The organism is Amycolatopsis sp. EV170708-02-1 (genome assembly GCF_022479115.1).
Lineage (GTDB): Bacteria > Actinomycetota > Actinomycetes > Mycobacteriales > Pseudonocardiaceae > Amycolatopsis.
Genome location: NZ_CP092497.1, coordinates 3883708 through 3902033, shown reverse-complemented (window position 1 = coordinate 3902033; position 18326 = coordinate 3883708). Strand labels below are relative to the sequence as shown.

General features: G+C 69.2%; 15 protein-coding genes and 1 pseudogene. 8 read left to right on the top strand and 8 right to left on the bottom strand.

The window, feature by feature from the left end; genetic code table 11:
* Nucleotides 1–86: 86 nt before the first annotated feature.
* From MJQ72_RS18405 to MJQ72_RS18395, 3 genes are all read right to left on the bottom strand, one after another.
* Nucleotides 87–3491: a S8 family serine peptidase gene (locus MJQ72_RS18405; protein ID WP_240600568.1), complete on the bottom strand. Its 3405-nt coding sequence runs from the start codon at nucleotides 3489–3491 to the stop codon at nucleotides 87–89.
* 304 nt (nucleotides 3492–3795) lie between these two features.
* Entirely contained in the window at nucleotides 3796–5394 is a 1599-nt protein-coding gene (gene serA / locus MJQ72_RS18400; RefSeq protein WP_240600567.1) for a phosphoglycerate dehydrogenase, read from the bottom strand.
* Between the two features lie 140 nt (nucleotides 5395–5534).
* A complete protein-coding gene (locus MJQ72_RS18395; RefSeq protein WP_240600566.1) occupies nucleotides 5535–6101 on the bottom strand; it encodes a TetR/AcrR family transcriptional regulator in 567 nt (188 codons plus the stop codon).
* A gap of 96 nt (nucleotides 6102–6197) precedes the next feature.
* On the opposite strand from MJQ72_RS18395, the gene MJQ72_RS18390 reads away from it, so the two are divergent.
* The 5 genes from MJQ72_RS18390 (at nucleotide 6198) to MJQ72_RS18370 (ending at nucleotide 10893) form a co-directional block, all read left to right on the top strand.
* Complete coding sequence (locus MJQ72_RS18390; protein ID WP_240600565.1) at nucleotides 6198–7106, top strand: TIGR03620 family F420-dependent LLM class oxidoreductase; 909 nt, start codon at nucleotides 6198–6200, stop codon at nucleotides 7104–7106.
* On the top strand, nucleotides 7103–7939 hold the full coding sequence (locus MJQ72_RS18385) for a TIGR03620 family F420-dependent LLM class oxidoreductase (RefSeq protein WP_240600564.1): 837 nt from the start codon (nucleotides 7103–7105) through the stop codon (nucleotides 7937–7939). Before MJQ72_RS18390 ends, MJQ72_RS18385 begins: the two co-directional genes overlap by 4 nt.
* Nucleotides 7923–8867 (top strand): ankyrin repeat domain-containing protein, encoded by a 945-nt coding sequence (locus tag MJQ72_RS18380; protein WP_240600563.1) that lies wholly within the window; start codon nucleotides 7923–7925, stop codon nucleotides 8865–8867. Before MJQ72_RS18385 ends, MJQ72_RS18380 begins: the two co-directional genes overlap by 17 nt.
* A 121-nt stretch (nucleotides 8868–8988) precedes the next feature.
* The gene (locus MJQ72_RS18375) at nucleotides 8989–9930 is read left to right on the top strand and encodes an NADP-dependent oxidoreductase (RefSeq protein ID WP_240600562.1); all 942 of its coding nucleotides are present in this window, start codon (nucleotides 8989–8991) and stop codon (nucleotides 9928–9930) included.
* 81 nt (nucleotides 9931–10011) lie between these two features.
* Nucleotides 10012–10893: a nuclear transport factor 2 family protein gene (locus MJQ72_RS18370; RefSeq protein WP_240600560.1), complete on the top strand. Its 882-nt coding sequence runs from the start codon at nucleotides 10012–10014 to the stop codon at nucleotides 10891–10893.
* Here the strand turns inward: MJQ72_RS18370 and MJQ72_RS18365 are convergent.
* The 4 genes from MJQ72_RS18365 to MJQ72_RS18350 all read right to left on the bottom strand — a co-directional run bounded on the left by MJQ72_RS18365 (nucleotide 10890) and on the right by MJQ72_RS18350 (nucleotide 14647).
* Nucleotides 10890–11153 (bottom strand): DUF397 domain-containing protein, encoded by a 264-nt coding sequence (locus MJQ72_RS18365; RefSeq protein WP_240600558.1) that lies wholly within the window; start codon nucleotides 11151–11153, stop codon nucleotides 10890–10892. The genes MJQ72_RS18370 and MJQ72_RS18365 overlap by 4 nt on opposite strands.
* Nucleotides 11154–11228: 75 nt before the next feature.
* Entirely contained in the window at nucleotides 11229–12242 is a 1014-nt protein-coding gene (gene ilvC / locus MJQ72_RS18360) for a ketol-acid reductoisomerase (protein WP_016336537.1), read from the bottom strand.
* A 33-nt stretch (nucleotides 12243–12275) separates the two neighbouring features.
* Nucleotides 12276–12782: an acetolactate synthase small subunit gene (ilvN, locus tag MJQ72_RS18355; RefSeq protein ID WP_240600556.1), complete on the bottom strand. Its 507-nt coding sequence runs from the start codon at nucleotides 12780–12782 to the stop codon at nucleotides 12276–12278.
* Nucleotides 12779–14647 carry an acetolactate synthase large subunit gene (locus MJQ72_RS18350; protein WP_240600555.1) on the bottom strand — a complete coding sequence of 623 codons (1869 nt, stop codon included), beginning with the start codon at nucleotides 14645–14647 and terminating at the stop codon, nucleotides 12779–12781. The genes ilvN and MJQ72_RS18350 overlap by 4 nt, the downstream gene beginning before the upstream one ends.
* Nucleotides 14648–14968: 321 nt before the next feature.
* Here MJQ72_RS18350 and MJQ72_RS18345 point away from each other — a divergent pair, with 321 nt between their 5' ends.
* The 3 genes and pseudogenes from MJQ72_RS18345 to MJQ72_RS18335 all read left to right on the top strand — a co-directional run.
* Nucleotides 14969–15427, top strand: a complete 459-nt coding sequence (locus tag MJQ72_RS18345; protein WP_240600554.1) for a PH domain-containing protein — start codon at nucleotides 14969–14971, stop codon at nucleotides 15425–15427.
* A gap of 63 nt (nucleotides 15428–15490) precedes the next feature.
* The gene (gene ilvD / locus MJQ72_RS18340; RefSeq protein ID WP_240600553.1) at nucleotides 15491–17335 is read left to right on the top strand and encodes a dihydroxy-acid dehydratase; all 1845 of its coding nucleotides are present in this window, start codon (nucleotides 15491–15493) and stop codon (nucleotides 17333–17335) included.
* Between the two features lie 122 nt (nucleotides 17336–17457).
* Nucleotides 17458–17559: pseudogene (locus MJQ72_RS18335) on the top strand (IS5/IS1182 family transposase); the annotation flags it as partial.
* A 38-nt stretch (nucleotides 17560–17597) separates the two neighbouring features.
* Here MJQ72_RS18335 and MJQ72_RS44825 read toward each other — a convergent pair.
* Complete coding sequence (locus MJQ72_RS44825; protein WP_315860907.1) at nucleotides 17598–18317, bottom strand: cold shock domain-containing protein; 720 nt, start codon at nucleotides 18315–18317, stop codon at nucleotides 17598–17600.
* Between the last annotated feature and the right edge of the window lie 9 nt (nucleotides 18318–18326).

Here is an 18326-nt window from a genome sequence, read left to right as displayed (position 1 = left end):
GTGAAAACAAGAAGGGACGCCCTGGCGCAAAGCATGCCGCCAGGGCGTCCCTCACCTCATCGAACGCGGGTTATCGCACTATCGCGTCAGCCCACACCGATCGGCTGACGTCCGGTGTGCCGCCCGCCGTTGCCCGGCCGGTCGACACCGGTGTCGCCACCACCCGCGTTCGTCTGGATCTTCACCACGTTCGCCCGGTTGCCCGAGGCGTTGTGGTGCTCGATCGCCAGCAGGCCCAGCACGGTGTCCTGCGCGGCCGCGTTGCGGTTGACCACCAGCGCCGTGCCCGGCTTCGCGACGTAGCCCAGCGCGGAGTCGCCGCCGCCCTGGACCGAGTACGCGGGAGCCAAGGCGTCGAACGAAAGCGGCGTGCCGACGTAGTCGATCGTCGACGAGTCCGCACCCGGCGCCGCGTAGAACCCGGAGGTCCCGACCGTGTAGCTGATCTTGTGCGACGCGGCGTTCGGGTCGATGCCCAGCGCGGCGATGCTCACCGGCAGCACGACGACGTTGGTGTCGTACACGTTCGTGTCGACGTCGCCGAGCTGGCCGTTGACCGGCTGGATGTCCACCTGCGGGAAGCCCGGCTTCAGCGCCACGGTGACCGCCACGAGGACGTCGGTCGACGTCACCTTGGTCACATAGGTCTCGAAGTCCGGCTGCCCGTCGCCCGTGGTGTCGATGTCCACGAACGGCGAGGTGTTGCTGCCCAGGTTGGCCAGGTCGCTCCAGGTGGTGAGACCGAAGGCCAGCAACGCGTTCTCCGGCTCACCCTGCGCCTTGGCCAGCGGAGCGGTCGACGCCGCGCCGATGTAGCGCAGGTCGGCGCCCTTGGCCGTCTGGTTCAGGGTGCAGTCGGTCGTGACGTTGCCGTCGCACTCGGGCAGCTGCGGGGATTCCGCCTGCAGTTCGAGCACGCTGATCAGCGAGCGGTACCGCTGCGCACCGGAGCCCTGGTCCACGCCCTTGCCGGTCAGGTTCAGCACGGCCTGGTTCTGGCCGGCGCCGAAGTTGACGTTGCCCGGGGTGTTGATGGACGAGACGGGCTTCGGCGCGGAGTACACCGAGAGCCGCAGCGGAACGGTGGTGCCGCTCTTCGGGGTGAACGCGATCCGGCCGGAGGCGTCCGCCACGAACTGACGGGCGAGGCCGACCTGCGTCGCCGCCATGGTCGGGTCCATGACCTTGCGGAGTGCCTTGGGGTCGGCGATCTTCAAGGTCACCTTCACCAGCGCGATACCGCGCGGGCTCAGCTTCACCGTCGGCTTGTCCACTGTGTACTCGACACCGGGGAGCGAGTTCACGGCTTCGTAGCCCACCGAGTACTCGACCGGCTTGATGCCCTTGTTGACCACCTTGACCGTCTTGGTCAGGGTGACCGGGCCGCCCGCTTCGACGACGCCGAAGTTGACCGAGACGAAGCCGGGGTTGTCGACGACGTAGGCCAGGACCTGGTTGTCCAGCGCGGCCTTCGCGTCGATCCGACCACTGCCGACGCGCTGCGGACCGTAGACCCGGCCCGAAGCGTCACGGATGTCGTGGCCGGCGGTGTTGATGACGGAGGCCTTGACCTCTTCGACCGACCAGTCCGGGTGCGCCTGACGGATCAGGGCGGTGATACCCGAGGTGTGCGGAGCCGCCATCGACGTCCCGGAGATGACCAGGCGGCCTGCCCCGCTGCCGCTCAGCGCGGAAGCGATCGAGTCACCGGGCGCCGCGACGTCCGGTTTGACGGCCGGGCCACGCCCGCCACGCGAGGTGAACGAGCTCGGGGTGTCCACAATGGACTGGTCGGTGGTCGGCACGGACACGCGGCCCTTGCCGGTCATGCGGACCTGCAGCGTGCCCGCGGCGACCGCGGGACGGACCGAGGCGGTCGCGCTGCCGGTCAGCTGGAACGTCGGCAGGGCCGCGTTGCCCGCGATACCCGCCGTGAAGTGCTCCAGCGTGGACGAGAACAGCGCGCCCTTGGCGCCCGCGGCCTGCGCGTTGTTCGAACGGGCGCCCGAACCGCAGGCACGGGTCGCGTCGTTGTCGTCCCATTCGAGGAACACGATCTTGCCCGCGGCCTTGGCCTTGTCGGCCTCGGAGTACGGCTTGCAGCCGGCGGCGTTGTCGGCCGACAGCGTGACCACCGGCGCGGTGACGTCGAGCGTGTCGTAGGTCGCGTAGTTCTGGCTGAACTGGCCGGTCTTCGCGCCCTTCACGCCGTCGGGAGCGACGGCTTCGACGGCGTCGCGCAGGACGGACGCGTCGCGGCTGCTGGCGACGGTCAGCGCCTCGGGCGTGTTGCCCGGCGCGCCGCCGACGTCGTTGAGGTCGCCGCCGTTGCCCGCGGAGAACACCGGGACGACGTTGTTCGCGGCGATCTTGCGCACGAACAGGGAGTCCGGGTCGTCCGGGGTGGCGAAGTCGCCGCCGAGGGAAAGGTTGACCACGTCGAGGTGGTCGGTGAAGTCGCCGTCACCGTCCGGGTCGAGCGACCAGTCGAGCGCCTGCGAGGTGACGTTGGTCGAGCCGTCGCAGCCGAAGACCTTGATGGCGTACAGCAGGGCCTTGGGCGCGGTGCCCGGGCCGATCTGCATCGCTTCGATCTTCTTCTTGTTCAGCTTCTTGTAGTCACCGGTGAAGGTCTTGCCCGCTTCGTCCACACCGAATCCGGCGACCGTGCCCGCGACGTGCGTGCCGTGGTGGCCACACGAGATCGGGTTGGGGTCGGGCTTCGGGGTGTTGAGGGCCGGGTCGTCGCTGCCCGAGTCGTAGGCGTCGCCGACCAGGTCGATACCGCCGACGACCTTGTCGGTCGGGAAGGCGGGGGTGGCCTGGTCGCGGTTGATCGCCTTGTACGCCTCGGCCGTGCCCGGGCCGCCGAAGGTGGCGTGGGTGTAGTCGATGCCGTCGTCGATCACGCCGACGCGGATGCCGTCGCCGTAGCGGCCGGTCTGCTGCCAGGAGGCGAGCGTGTTGGTCAGCTGGACCGCGCTGGAGTTGGTGCGGGTCTTCGGCACGACCTTCTTGACCGAGACGACGTCCGGCCGCTTCGCCAGCTCGCGGATCTTCGCCGCGTCGGCCGTGACGACCGCGCCGGCGACCGCGTTGGCGGTCTGCGTGACCAGCTGGGTGCCGGCGTCGGCGGCCTTGAGCTGCCCGACGACGGAGTTCACCGTCGCGGCGGCGTCGGCCTTGGCGTCCTTCGCGGCCTTCTTCGCCTTTTCCTTGCCCGCGCCCTTGTTCTGCTCGGCGTTGAAGGCGTCGACGGCGGGCTGCTTGGCCAGCTCGACGAAGGCGGTGATCTTGCCTTGGGCGGCCTTGAGCTTCGGCTCGACCTTCCCCTGGAATCCGTTACGGTCGATCTTCGCCGGCGTGACGCCGTCCGCGAGGGGGACATCCTGCGCGGCAGCGGACGCCCCGGTCACGGACGTCACGAGCAACGCGGCGAAGACCGCGGCCGACGAGCGGATCGCCCATCGGGGTACGCGGGATCTGTTCATGAGTACGTGCCCTCACTCGAGGCCTGGACTCGGAACCTGCCTACCGCTCGAACACACCCCCGACGGTGAGCCCCGGCGCCGCGCCGTGCCCTTGACGACGCGATGGTTCGGCCTCGCCGGAAGAACCTATCCGGGGACCAGCCCGACTTCAGTAGGCATTTTTCACCGTTATTGAATCTTGCTCTGCGATCCCGAGAACCTTGCACACACAACGAACGCATTTAGTCGGCTAATTGCGAAATGCGCGTGAAGGCCCCCTTCCCTCGGCTGAGCCGCGGGAAGAGGGCCTTCAGGTGCCGGGAGGTCAGCCGAAGTTGACCGCGCGGATCGTGTGCGCGCCGACGGTGGCGCCGATCGGCTCCAGCAGATGCGAGTCGACGGAACGGTCCACACGCAGCAGCATCACCGCGTCCGCGCCGTCGGTGGTCTGGCTGATCTGCGCGGCCTCGATGTTGAGGCCCGCTTCGCCGAGCAGCGTGCCGACGCGGCCCATGATGCCCGGGCGGTCCGGGTACTCGAGCAGCAGCACGTTGCCCTCGGCGCGCAGGTCGAAGTGACGGCCGTTGACCTCGACGAGCTTCTCGACCTCGTCCTTGCCGGTGACCGAACCGGAGACCGAAAGGGTCGTGCCGTCGGCGTGGACCGCGCGGACGGTGACCAGGCTGCGGAACTTGGGGCTTTCGGTCTCGGTGACCAGCTCGACCTGGACGCCCAGCTCTTCGGCCACGCGCGGCGCGTTCACGAAGGTGACCTGGTCCTCGACGACGCCGGAGAACACGCCGCGCTCGGCCGCGAGCGGCAGCACGCTGACGTCCTCGGCTGCCAGCTCGCCCTTGACCACGACGGTGACCGAGGCCGGGGCCTTCGGGTTCAGCGCGGTCAGCAGGGTGCCGAGCTTCTGGGTGAGCGAGAGGTACGGCCGGACGTGCTCGCCGACCGTGCCGCCGCCAGCGACGTTCACCGCGTCCGGCACGAAGTCGCCGCGCAGCGCGAGCAGCACGGACTTCGCGACGTCGGTGCCCGCGCGGTCCTGCGCCTCGGCGGTCGAGGCGCCCAGGTGCGGGGTGACGACGACGTTCGGCAGGCCGAACAGCGGGCTTTCGGTGGTGGGCTCGGTGACGAACACGTCGATACCGGCGCCGCCGACGTGGCCGGAGCTGACCGCGTCCGCCAGCGCCTGCTCGTCGATCAGGCCACCGCGCGCGGCGTTGACGATGATGACGCCCTGCTTGGTCTTCTTGAGCGCCTCGGCGCCGATCAGGCCCTTGGTCTCCGGGGTCTTCGGCAAGTGGATGGAGATCGCGTCGGCGCGCTCCAGCAGCTCGTCCAGCGTGACCAGCTCGATGCCGAGCTGCGCGGCACGGGCGGCCGAGACGTAGGGGTCGTACGCGATGAGCTTGGTGTCGAACGCGGCGAGCCGCTGCGCGAACAGCTGGCCGATCTTGCCGAGGCCGACCACGCCGATGGTCTTGCCCTGGATCTCGACGCCGGAGTAGGCACTGCGCTTCCACGCGCCGCCCTGGAGGCTCTGGTCCGCGGCCGGGACCCGGCGGGCGACGGCGAGCAGCAGCGCGACGGCGTGCTCGGCGGCGGAGACGATGTTCGACGTCGGCGCGTTGACCACCAGGACACCGCGTTCGGTGGCGGCGGGGACCTCGACGTTGTCCAGCCCGACGCCGGCGCGGGCGACGACCTTGAGCGAGGTGGTGGCGCCGAGGACCTCGGCGTCGACCTTCGTCGCGGACCGCACGAGCAGCGCGTCCGCCGTCTTCACGGCCTCGAGCAGCGCGGGGCGGTCCGTGCCGTCCACATGCTGGACCTCGACCTCGTCGGAGAAGACACTCAGCACGGAGGGCGCGAGCTTCTCGGCGATGAGGACGACGGGCTTGTTCGGCTTGGTCACGATACGGCTCCCACTATCTGGTCTGTGCCTGCGACTCGGGGTTGATTGGCTTCTCAGCGGGAAAAAGTGCCTCGAAGCGGTTGACGGTCACGCCGTTGTGCCCGGTTGCGCCGCAGTTTAGCCCTGGTGACAGGGGATTGTTAACTCGCCCGTAATCCCGCGAAAACGAGATCGAGGAGCCGTTCGAGGCCCTTGTCACCCGAAAGGTGTTCGCTGGCCCAGGAAAGCGCGTGCAGCAGCACCAGTAATTCGTGCACTGTGACGTCGGCCCGGAGCTCCCCCGAGGCCTTCGCCCTTTCCACCAGTTGGGACACCTGGTCCCGCATGGCGTGGCAGGAGGCGTACAGCGGCGAGGTCTCGTCGTTGAGGACGTCGACCATCAGCTCGGGCAGCCCCCGGTAGCGCGCCGACTGTTCACCCATCCCGGCGAACCAGGCCTTCAGCGCCTCCACCGGCTCCGGAGAGCTCAGCAGCTCGCGAGCCGCCTCGGCCTGCGCGTCGAAGCCCTCGCGGAGCACCGTCTCGACCAAGGCCTCCCGCGAGGGGAAGTGCCGGTAGAGCGTTCCGATGCCGACTCCGGCCCGGCGCGCGATCTCCTCCAGCGACGCCTCGACCCCATGTGCGGCGAAGGCGCGCCTCGCCTCGTCGAGGAGGCGTTCGTAGTTGCGCCGGGCGTCCGCCCGCAGCGGCTTCTTCTCGGTGTCCATCGCGCTCCCGAGCCTAGTCTCGACAAATCGGAGGCAGCCTCCGTATAGTTGGGCGACGTAAGCGGAGGCTGCCTCATGTTAGCTGGGGAGACTGTGATGGATCTGATCGAAGAAACCCGGGAGCGGCTGGGCCCGGTGGGTGTCTGGCTGCCGGTCGGCATGTTCGCGCCGACACCCGACGAAGAACGGCGGGCGATCCGGCGCCTGGAAGAGCTGGGTTACCGCACCGCGTGGGGTGGCGAGGGGCCTGGCAACCGGGAGCTGTTCGCGTACAGCGCCATCACCCTCGCGGCCACCGAGCGCGTGGTGGTCGGCACCGGGATCGCGAACATCTGGTCCCGGCCCGCGTACACCGCCCACAGCGGCGGGCGGACGCTCGCACAGGCGTTCCCGGGCCGGTTCGTGCTCGGCGTCGGGATCGGCCACTCGTATCAGGCGGCGAAAGCGGGCTCGGACTACCGGCCGCTCGACCAGACCCGCGACTACCTGACGGCCATGGCCGCGGCGGCGGAGGAATTCCCTTCGCCGGTCCCGTTCCCGCGGGTACTCGCCGCCGTCGGGCCGAAGATGCTCGAACTCGCGCGGGATCTCACGGACGGGGCGCATCCGTTCGCCCAGCCCTTCGAGCACACGCCGTACTCGCGCGAGATCCTCGGCCCGGACAAGCTGCTCATCCCCACCCATTCCGTCCTGCTCGGCGACCGTGAACAGGCGCGGAAGAGTGTGGCGAGGGACATCGGGCTGATGAAGCAGTACGGCATCCCCCATTACTTCAAGGGCTGGAAACGACTGGGCTACACCGAGGCGGACATCGACGACGTCAGCGACCGGCTCGTCGACGGACTGACCGCGTGGGGCGACGAAGAGCGGATCGCCGGGCGGCTCAAGGAACTCGTCGACGCGGGTGCGGACACCGTGCTCGTCAACCCCGTCGGAGACGACCTCGCGTCCATCGTGGACCAGCTGGAACGGCTCGCCCCTGCCTTGACGGCGGTGACCCGATGAGCGTCGGGATCTGGACGTTTTCCTTCGACGGCAAGGAAATCGGTGAAGTCCGCGAGGCGGCCGCGGAAGTCGAGGAGCTCGGCTTCGACACGCTGTGGTTCGGGGAGTACCTGGGCCGGGAGGCGTTCACGCAGGCCGGACTGTTGCTGGCGGCGACGTCACGGCTGACCGTCGCCACCGGGATCGCGCGGTTCTCCCACCGGGCCCCCGTCGCCGCGGCCGCCGCCGAGCGAACCCTCGCCGAGGCGTACCCCGGCCGCTTCGTCCTCGGACTGGGCGGGCATCTTCCGGGCGCGAAACCGCTGGAAGGAATGCGCGGCTACCTCGACGAAATGGACGCGACCGAACTGTCCACACCGGACTCCCCGCGCCGGCGCGTGCTGGCCGCCTTGGGGCCGAAGATGCTCGCCTTGGCCGCGGAACGCACCGATGGGGCGCATACGTACTTCGTCCCCGTCGAGCACACCGCGCTGGCGCGGGAGGCCATCGGGCCGTCCGCCTTCCTCGCCGTCGAGCAGGCCGTCGTGCTGGGGCCGGACCGGGAGATCGCGCGGCGGCACGTGTCGATGTACCTGGACCTGGCCACCCATCATCAGGCGAATCTTCGGCGGTTCGGGTTCACCGAGGCGGACTACGGCTCCGACGAACTGGTGGACGCGCTGGTCGCCGTCGGGGAGGACGAGATCTCCGCGCGCGTCCAGGCGCATCTGGACGCCGGGGCCGACCACGTCTGCCTGCAGGTCCTGACCGGGGACGAGCGGATCCCGCTGGCCGAATGGCGGGTTCTGTCGGGGGTCGGGGGTAGCGTGCGGGAGCGTGACGTCACCGGCTGAACTCGCCTTCGAGAAGGCACGGGAACTGATCGACGCGCGAGACCTGGCCGGGCTCGCGCGCCTGATCGGCGACCTGCCCACGCTTGTCCACGCGCACGGGAAGAACGGGAACGACCTGCTCGGCATGGCCGCCGCGACCTGCGACGAGCGGCTGTGCCGGATCCTGCTCGACCACGGCGCCGATCCGGCCTCCGCCAACGTGCACGGCTGGACGGCGCTGCACCAGGCCGGGTACGCCGGGCTACCGCTGCTGGTCAGGATGCTGCTCGACGCGGGTGCCCCGGTCGACGTCCCGGCCCGGGGCGACGGCGGGACGCCGCTGGTGGTCGCGCTGTTCTGGGGCCACCGCGAGGCCGCGGAGCTGCTGGCTTCGCACAGCCTCTCCCCCGGCAACCTCCGGGTGGCGGCGGGGCTCGGCCGCGCCGACCTGCTCGACGAGCTGCTCGCGCCGGACGGCACGCTCGCCCCCGCGGCGGGCGCGCATCGCGAATTCCACCGGCCGCACAGCGGTTTCCCGGAATGGCGGCCGAGCGACGATCCCGCCGAGGTCGTCGACGAGGCACTTTCGTGGGCCGCGCGGAACGACCGTTCCCCGGCTGTGCGCACCCTCGTGGAGCGGGGCGCCTCGGTCGACGCCGACGTCTATCGGGGCACGGCGCTGACGTGGGCCGCCGCCCAGGGAAAGGCTTCGGCGATCAGGACCTTGGCGGAGCTGGGCGCTTCGGTGAACCGTCAGGGCACCTTCGGCGGGCTCTCGCATGGGGAGGGCGTCACGGCGCTGCATCTGGCGGTGCAGGGCGGGCACGTGGACGCGGTGCGGGCCTTGCTGGAGGCGGGGCGGATCCTTCGCTGGAGGATTCGCTGTACTCGTCGTCGGCCCTGGGGTGGGCCGAGCACTTCGAGCAGACCGAGATCGCGGCGCTCGTGAGTGGTAAGGACGGTTAGAACCGTCCTTACCACTCACGAGGCCAGAAGCGTGTCCCGATCCTGACGACCGCTGGCCCGCCGCACTCTCGCCGAAGGTACGACGCTCGCCGAACAATGGACCCATGCGAGCGATCAGCCAAAACCGCCTGGGCGGCCCCGAAGTCCTCCAACTCGTCGACGTCGAAAAACCCGTCCCGGGCCCGACGCAGATCCTGGTCCGGGTGCACGCCGCCGGCGTCAACCCGGTCGACTGGAAGACCCGCGAGACCGGCGGCATCGGCCCGATGGGCGATCCGCCGTTCATCCTCGGCTGGGACGTGTCCGGCGTGGTCGAGGAGGTCGGCGCGGGCGCGTCCCTGTTCTCCCCCGGCGACGAGGTCTTCGGCATGCCGTCGTTCCCGTTCCAGGCGGGCGCGTACGCCGAGTACGTCGCCGCGCCGAGCCGTCACTTCGCGCGCAAGCCGTCCACTTTGGACCATGTGCACGCGGCCGCGGTCCCGCTCGCGGGACTGACCGTCTGGCAGAGCCTCGTCGACACGGCGGATATCCAGCCGGGGCAACGGGTCTTGATCCACGCGGCGGCGGGCGGGGTCGGGCATCTCGCGGTGCAGATCGCCAAGGCCCGCGGCGCGTACGTGATCGGGACGGCCAGCGCGGCCAAACACGAGTTCCTCCGCGGTCTCGGCGCGGACGAACTCGTCGACTACCGCACGACGGACTTCGCCGAGGAGGTCCGCGACGTCGACGTCGTCCTCGACACGATCGGCCTGGAGTACGGGCCCCGATCGCTCAAGACGCTGCGCCGCGGCGGCAGGCTCGTCCAGCTCACCCGCACGAACGACGAGCGGTTGCCGGAGCTGGCCGAGGCCGCCGGGGTCACCGCCGGGTTCACCCTCGCCGAGCCGGACCGTACTGGGCTGCTCGCGCTGGCCGGACTCGTCGACAGCGGGCGGCTCAAGCCGACCATCGACACGGTGTTCCCGCTGGAAGAGGCCGCGAAAGCCCAAGAACTCGTGACGGCGGGGAAGACCACGGGGAAGGTCGTGCTCTCCGTCGTGGAGTGACCCGGTGGACAAGTGGAGTCTGTAGTCCGTATCGTCAAAGGCGGACTACAGACTCCGTTTACGTCTGACTGGGAGACCTTCATGACCACACCCCGCGACGTCTTCGACGAGCTTTCCGAACGCGTCACCGCTCGGCGCTGGGACGAGATTTTCGAGCTCTACGCGGAAGACGCCGTCGTCGAAAACCCGCAGCGACCACCGGTGCCGACCCGGTACGAGGGCCGCGAGACCTTGCGGAAGAACTTCGGCGGCGGCCTGAACGTGCGCATGGACAGGGCGGATGTCCTGATTCACGGGACAACCGACCCGGAGGTGATCATCGCCGAGTACCGCAACGCCGGCGAGGCGCTGGACACCGGGAAGTACTTCGACATCGCCAACATCCAGCTTCTCCGTGTGCGGGACGGGCTGATCGTCCACTCTCGCGACTACCACGACTACCTGCCCCTCATCGCGGCACAGGACGGCCTGGAGAAGCTGAAGAAGAGCTACGAAACCGCGGAGCGCGAGCTCACGCCGGTGCCGCCGCGGCCCACGTCGACGGCGGACCCGAAGAGCCCGCGCGGCGTTTTCGAACGACTCGTCCACGGTGTCGCGGACGGTGATTGGGCCGGGCTACCGGAGCTCTACGCCGAGGAAACCCATGTCACGCACCCGTTTCTGCCCGGGGCGGAGATCATGAAGACCAGGGAAGACCTGCGTGAGCATTTCAAGTTCGGCGAGCGCGGCGCGGTCCGCTTCCAGGTCCGGGATCTGGTGATCCACGAAACCCTCGACCCCGAGGTCGTGATCGGCGAGTTCGACTACCAGGGGACGGCGGGCGGCAGCGCGGAATTCCGCGTTTCCAACATCTTCGTGCTGCGCGTTCGCGACGGGCTGATCGTCGAATCGCGCGACTACGCCGACCATCTCGCCATCGCGGCCGCCACCGGACGGCTCGACGAGCTGATTTCCCGGCTCTAGGCGGGCAGGTCGAATTCGCCGTCCCGGACGCCTTTCACGAAGGCGTCCCATTCCGCCGGGGTGAACACGAGGATGTGGCCGTCCGGATCCGAGGCCTGGCGCATCGCGGTGTAGGTGACGCCGTCGGTGTGCGGCACCAGCGCGTACTCGGCACGGTCCGCGAGATTCGCGCCCTCCGGTTCCGCACGGATCCACACCGCGTCGCTCAAGTCCAGGTCCGGCCTGATATGAGCCTTGTCGTCCACCGGCTGCTCACTCATGGTGCCCACGCTATCGCTTTCCGGTACGCAAAACGAAGGGGCCCTTCGCGCGGAAGGGCCCCTTCGTGGTGACGACTAGGCGGTCTCGGTGATCGGCCGGTCCACCCACGACATCAGGTCGCGCAGCTTCTTGCCGGTCTCCTCGATCGGGTGCTGGTTGCCCTGCTCCTCGAGCTTGGTGAAGTTCGGCCGCCCGGCCTCGTCCTCGGCGACCCATTCGCGGGCGAAGGTGCCGTCCTGGATCTCACCGAGGATCTTCTTCATCTCTTCCTTGACCGCCGGCGAGATGACGCGCGGGCCGCGGGTCAGGTCGCCGTACTCGGCGGTGTCGGAGATCGAGTAGCGCTGACGCGCGATGCCGCCCTCGTACATGAGGTCGACGATCAGCTTCAGCTCGTGCAGCACCTCGAAGTAGGCGATCTCCGGGGCGTAGCCGGCCTCGGTGAGCACCTCGAAACCGGTCTGCACCAGCGCGGAGGCGCCACCGCAGAGCACGGCCTGCTCGCCGAAGAGGTCGGTCTCGGTCTCCTCGGTGAAGGTCGTCTTGATGACGCCGGCGCGGGCACCACCGATGGCGGCCGCGTAGGAGAGCGCGAGCGCCTGCGCGTTGCCGGAGGCGTCCTGCTCGACCGCGATGAGCGCCGGGACGCCCTTGCCGTCGACGAACTGGCGGCGGACCAGGTGGCCCGGGCCCTTCGGGGCGACCATGGCGACGTCCACGTTCGACGGCGGCTTGATCAGGTCGTAGCGGATGTTGAAGCCGTGCCCGAAGAAGAGCGCGTCGCCGTCCTTGAGGTTCGGCGCGATGTCCTGCTCGTAGATGAAGCGCTGCTTCGTGTCCGGCGCGAGGATCATGATCAGGTCGGCTTCGGCGCTGGCCTCGGCCGGGGTGAGCACGCGGAGACCCTGCTCCTCGGCCTTGGCCCGCGACTTCGAGCCCTCGGGCAGGCCGATGCGGACGTCGACGCCGGAGTCGCGCAGGCTCAGCGAGTGCGCGTGGCCCTGGCTGCCGTAGCCGATCACGGCGACCTTGCGACCCTGGATGATCGAAAGGTCCGCGTCGTCGTCGTAAAAGATTTCCACTGCCATGAGGGGTACTACTTCCTTTCCTGACTTACAAAGTTATCGAGCGGAGGTGGCGGTGATGGACCGGGCGCCCCGGCCGACCGCGACCATTCCGGACTGGACCAGTTCGCGGATGCCATAGGGCTCCAGCATCCGCAGCAGGGCACCGATCTTGTCCGAGGTCCCGGTGGCTTCGATGGTGAGCGCCTCGGGCGACACGTCCACCACCTTTGCGCGGAACAGCTGCACTGTTTCGAGGACCTGGCTGCGCACGGTGTTGTCGGCCCGGACCTTCACGAGCAGCAGTTCACGCTGCACGGCTGTGGACTTTTCCAATTCCACGATCTTGATGACGTTGACCAGCTTGTTGAGCTGTTTGGTCACCTGTTCGAGCGGTAGCTCCTCAACGGCGACCACGATCGTCATCCGGGACACCTCGGGATTCTCCGTGGGCCCGACGGCGAGGGATTCGATGTTGAAACCCCGCCGGGAGAACAGTCCGGAAACCCGAGCGAGGACACCGGGCTTGTTCTCGACCAGAACGCTCAGGGTGTGCACGCTCATCGGGCGTCTCCTTCTGTGGCGGCGTTCAGCTCCGCCTCGGCGGCGACCTCGTCGTCGTCGAAGAGCGGGCGGATTCCGCGCACGGCCATGATTTCGTCGTTACCGGTGCCCGCGGCCACCATGGGCCACACCTGGGCATCCTTCCCCACCACGAAATCGATCACGACGGGGCGGTCGTTGATCTCCATGGCGCGCCGGATGGTGGCGTCGACGTCCTCCTTGGTCTCGCAGCGGAGCCCGGCGCAGCCGAGCGCCTCCGCGAGGAGGGTGAAGTCGGGGATGCGGTGCTTGTGGGTACCGAGATCGGTGTTGGAGTACCGCTCGGAGTAGAAGAGGTTCTGCCACTGGCGGACCATGCCGAGGTTGCCGTTGTTGATGACGGCGACCTTGATCGGCGCGCCTTCGATGGCGCAGGTGGCCAGTTCCTGGTTCGTCATCTGGAAACAGCCGTCGCCGTCGATGGCCCAGACCTGCTTGTCCGGCACGCCGAACTTGGCGCCCATCGCGGCGGGGACGGCGAAGCCCATCGTGCCGAGGCCGCCGGAGTTGATCCAGGTGCGCGGGTTCTCGTACTTCACGAACTGCGCGGCCCACATCTGGTGCTGGCCGACGCCCGCGGTGTAGACGGCGTCCGGGCCGACGAGCGAACCGATGCGCTCGATGACGTACTGCGGTGAAAGCGTCCCGTCCTCGGGCCATTCGTAACCGGCCGGGTAGTCGTCACGCCAGGCGCTCGCCTGCGTCCACCAGTCCTTCAGATCCGGTTTCGCGGACTTGTCGGTCTCGGCGCGGACGGCCTCGATCAGCTCGGTGATGATCTCCGCGCAGTCGCCGACGATCGGCACGTCCGCCTTGCGGTTCTTGGAGATCTCGGCCGGATCGATGTCGGCGTGGACGACGGCGGCGTCCGGCGCGAACGAGGACAGCTGCCCGGTGACGCGGTCGTCGAAGCGGGCGCCGAGGGCGATCAGCAGATCCGCCCGCTGCATCGCGGCGACCGCGGCGACCGAACCGTGCATCCCCGGCATGCCGAGGTGCTGCGGGTGCGAGTCGGGGAACGCGCCGCGCGCCATCAGCGTCGTGACGACGGGGATCCCGGTCAGTTCGGCCAGTTCCATCAGCTGGCGCGAGGCGTCGGCCTTGACCACGCCGCCGCCGACGTAGAGGACCGGGCGCCGCGACTTGCTGATCAGCCGCGCGGCCTCGCGGACCTGCTTGCCGTGCGGGCGCAGCGTGGGCCGGTAACCCGGCAGCCGCATTTCCGTCGGCCAGGAGAAGGAGGTCATCTCCTGCAGGACGTCCTTGGGGATGTCCACCAGGACCGGGCCGGGGCGGCCGGTCGAGGCTAGGTGGAAGGCCTCCGCGATGGTGCGCGGGATGTCCGCCGGGTCGGTGACCAGGAAGTTGTGCTTGGTGATCGGCATCGTGATGCCGCAGATGTCGGCTTCCTGGAAGGCGTCCGTGCCGATCAGCGCGCGGGACTGCTGGCCGGTGATGGCGACGACCGGCACCGAGTCCATGTTCGCGTCGGCCAGCGGGGTGACCAGGTTGGTCGCGCCGGGACCGGAGGTGGCCATGCACACGCCGACCTTGCCGGTCGCCTGCGCGTACCCGGTGGCGGCGTGGCCGGCGCCCTGTTCGTGACGGACCAGGACGTGGCGGACCTTCGTCGAGTCGAGCAACGGGTCGTACGCCGGGAGAATGGTGCCGCCGGGAATACCGAACACGACCTCCGCGCCCACCGCTTCGAGCGAGCGGACGAGCGACTGCGCGCCCGTGACCCGCACCGGGGTCCCGGCCGGCGGCGCCGGCTTGGGACGAGCTCCAGAGGTGTTCGCTTCTGCTCGCGAGGTGGCACTAGTCATCGCTGTTTGCCTCGTCTTGTCTAGTCACTCGTTCGGGTATTCATTGGCTGGTCGGGCAGTGAAACTCTATCCAGGCAACAAAAAACCCCCGCCGACCGGAGTGGTCGCACGAGGGTCGCGCGTCGACGCAGCGGAGACTTCCCTAAGCGTCGACGCGCTTGGGAAGTACGAGGCCGGTCTGCGTTGTCACGAGAGTGAAGCTAGCCGGTCGCCGTCAAGAGTGTCAACTCTGCGGGACGGCGATTCCGCATGCTGGACACCTTCGGTGCGTGACGCGACCCGCGTTCGGGGCCGCGAAGGCGGCGGTGCACCATCTTTGACGTGGCAGAAGAAAAGCAGTCGGAACAGGCGAACGAGGACCGCAAGGCCGTCTTCAAGATTCCGAACACGGCATTGCTGGCGATCGCTTTCCTCGTCGTTTGTGTGACGCCTGTCGCGTTCGGCGACGTGCCGTATCTCCAGTGGCTCTACCTCTTCCCGATCGCGCTGGCGGTGTTCGTGATCCGGACCCGCACGACGGCGACGGCCAAGGGACTGGAGGTGCGGACGATGTTCGGGCACAAGGACCTGCCGTGGACCTCCCTCAAGGGCCTCGCCATCACCGAGAAGGCGAAGGTGCAGGCGGTACTGAAGGACGAGACCAAGGTCGCCCTGCCCGCCGTGCGCACCCGCCATCTTCCGGTGATCTCGCTGGTCAGCGCGGGCCGGATGGCCGATCCCTCCGGGCTGACCGACGACGTGGCCGAGGCTCCGGAGAAGCGCGACGATTCCGGGGAGTAGGATTGGTAGGACCAGTTTGGCGCTCGTTCGCCCTGGTCCCCATCCCGAACCTTGGAGTCAGCCGTGCCTCAACTCCGTTCCCGGACCACCACCCACGGCCGCAACGCGGCGGGCGCCCGCTCGCTCTGGCGCGCCACCGGAATGACCGACAGCGACTTCGGCAAGCCGATCGTCGCCATCGCGAACTCCTACACCCAGTTCGTGCCGGGGCACGTGCACCTCAAGGACCTCGGCGAGATCGTGGCCGGTGCGGTGAAGGAGGCGGGCGGGGTCGCCCGCGAGTTCCACACGATCGCCGTCGACGACGGGATCGCCATGGGGCACAGCGGAATGCTCTACTCGCTGCCGTCGCGCGAGATCATCGCCGATTCCGTCGAGTACATGGTGAACGCCCACCAGGCCGACGCGCTGGTCTGCATCTCCAACTGCGACAAGATCACCCCGGGCATGCTGAACGCCGCCATGCGGCTGAACATCCCGGTGGTGTTCGTCTCCGGCGGGCCGATGGAGGCCGGGAAGGCCGTGGTCGTCGGCGGGGTCGCGCAGGCTCCGACCGACCTCATCACCGCGATCGCCGCGTCGGCCAGCAGCGAGGTCGACGAGGACGGTCTGTCCATTGTGGAGCGCTCGGCCTGCCCGACCTGCGGTTCGTGCTCGGGCATGTTCACCGCGAACTCGATGAACTGCCTCACCGAGGCGCTCGGGCTCTCGCTGCCGGGCAACGGCTCCACCCTCGCCACGCACGCCGCCCGCAAGGCGCTCTTCGAGGACGCCGGGCGCACGGTCGTCGAGCTGTGCAAGCGCTGGTATGAGCAGGACGACGAGTCCGTGCTCCCGCGCTCGATCGCGTCGAAGAAGGCGTTCGAGAACGCGATGGCCCTCGACATGGCGATGGGCGGTTCGACCAACACGGTGCTGCACATCCTCGCCGCCGCGCAGGAGGGCGAGGTCGACTTCACCATCGACGACATCGACGCCATCGGCCGTCGCGTGCCGTGCCTGTCGAAGGTCGCGCCGAACTCGGACTACCACATGGAGGACGTCCACCGGGCCGGCGGCATCCCGGCCATCCTCGGCGAACTGCACCGCGGCGGGCTGCTGAACCCCGACGTCCACTCCGTGCACTCGCCGGATCTGGAGTCGTGGCTGTCCACTTGGGACATCCGGGCGAAGGAACCGTCGGAGCGCGCGATCGAGCTGTTCCACGCGGCTCCGGGCGGAGTCCGCACCACCGAGGCGTTCTCCACCGAGAACCGTTGGTCCTCTTTGGACACCGATGCCGTCGGCGGCTGCATCCACGACGTCGAGCACGCGTACACCAAGGACGGCGGGCTCGCGATCCTGCGCGGCAACCTCGCCGAGAACGGCGCCGTCATCAAGTCGGCGGGCATCGACGAGGAACTGTGGCATTTCGAGGGCCCGGCCCGGGTGCTGGAAAGCCAGGAAGAGGCGGTCTCGGCCATCCTCAAGAAGGAGATCCAGCCCGGTGAGGTGCTGGTGATCCGCTACGAAGGCCCGGCGGGCGGCCCGGGGATGCAGGAGATGCTGCACCCGACGGCGTTCCTCAAGGGCTCGGGGCTGGGCAAGAAGTGCGCGCTGATCACCGACGGCCGGTTCTCCGGCGGCTCGTCGGGCATCTCGGTCGGGCACATCTCGCCCGAGGCCGCCGCGGGCGGGGCGATCGGCCTGGTCCAGAACGGCGACCGGATCCTGCTCGACGTCCACGAGCGGCGGCTCGAACTGCTCGTCGACGAGGACGTGCTCGCCGAGCGGCGCGCGAAGATGGAGGCGAGCGAGCGGCCGTGGCAGCCGGTCTCGCGGGACCGGAAGGTCACCGCCGCGCTGCGGGCCTACGCGCGGATGGCGACCTCGGCCGACACCGGCGCCGTCCGCGACCCGAACAAGTAGGTCGCTCCGGCTGCTGTGAAAGGTCCTTTCCTGGCGAAATTTGCGAGGAAAGGACCTTTCCTAGCACGCCCCGGTGGGCGAATACGACGCAGCAGCGGCGGGTCGAAGACCGGCTCTGGGAGCTGATCGAACCCCTGATCCCGTCCCGACCAGCGCCGCGCGGTCCGGGTGGGCGGCCCCGGATCGATGACCGTGCCGCGCTAGAGAGGATCTTGTCCGTGCTCGACTGGACCAGAGAGCAGCCATCGGTGGGGCCGCCTCTTCAGAGGCGTTCGATGCGGTCGGCCTGCGGGCCCCGGTCGCTCTGACGCACCGCGTACCGGACCCGGTCACCCTTCTGCAGCGGCTCCGACCCCATGATCACGGACGCGTGGGCGAAGAGATCGTCGCCGCCTGCGTCCGGGGTGATGAAGCCGAAGCCGCGTTCGTCGTCGTAGCGCGCGACGACGCCCTCGCCGCCTCGTACGGGCACGTCCCGCGCCGCCGGCCCCGCGGCCGCGGCAGGTGCCGACCGCTGCGGCGCCGTCTGGGGCTCGGCGCCCCGGACCAGGTGCACGTCGCGGGCCTGCGGGCCCTTGTCCCCACTAGTCACCTCGTAGGCGACGCGGTCGCCCTCCGCGAGCCACGTCAGCCCCTCGGCCAGGGCCCGGGCGTGAACGAAGACGTCCCCGGCGCCGGAGTCGGGGTTGATGAAGCCGAAGCCCTTGTCCTCGTCGTACCAGGCCACCGTGCCGTCGGCACCGTCCGCGATACTAGCCGCGGCGGGTGAGCCGGCCCCTGCTCCCAGCGGGATCACGTGCCCGGCCTGCGGGCCGCGCTCGCCTTCGACGATCAGGAAGGCCACCCGCTGCCCCTCGGTGACCACGCCGCCGGTCACGATGGCGGAGCTGTGCACGAAGATGTCGGCGCCGCCGCCGTCCGGCGACGCGAAGCCGTACCCCTTGCCCGGCTCGTACCAGTTGATGGTGCCGAGCAGGCCCACGGCGCTGCC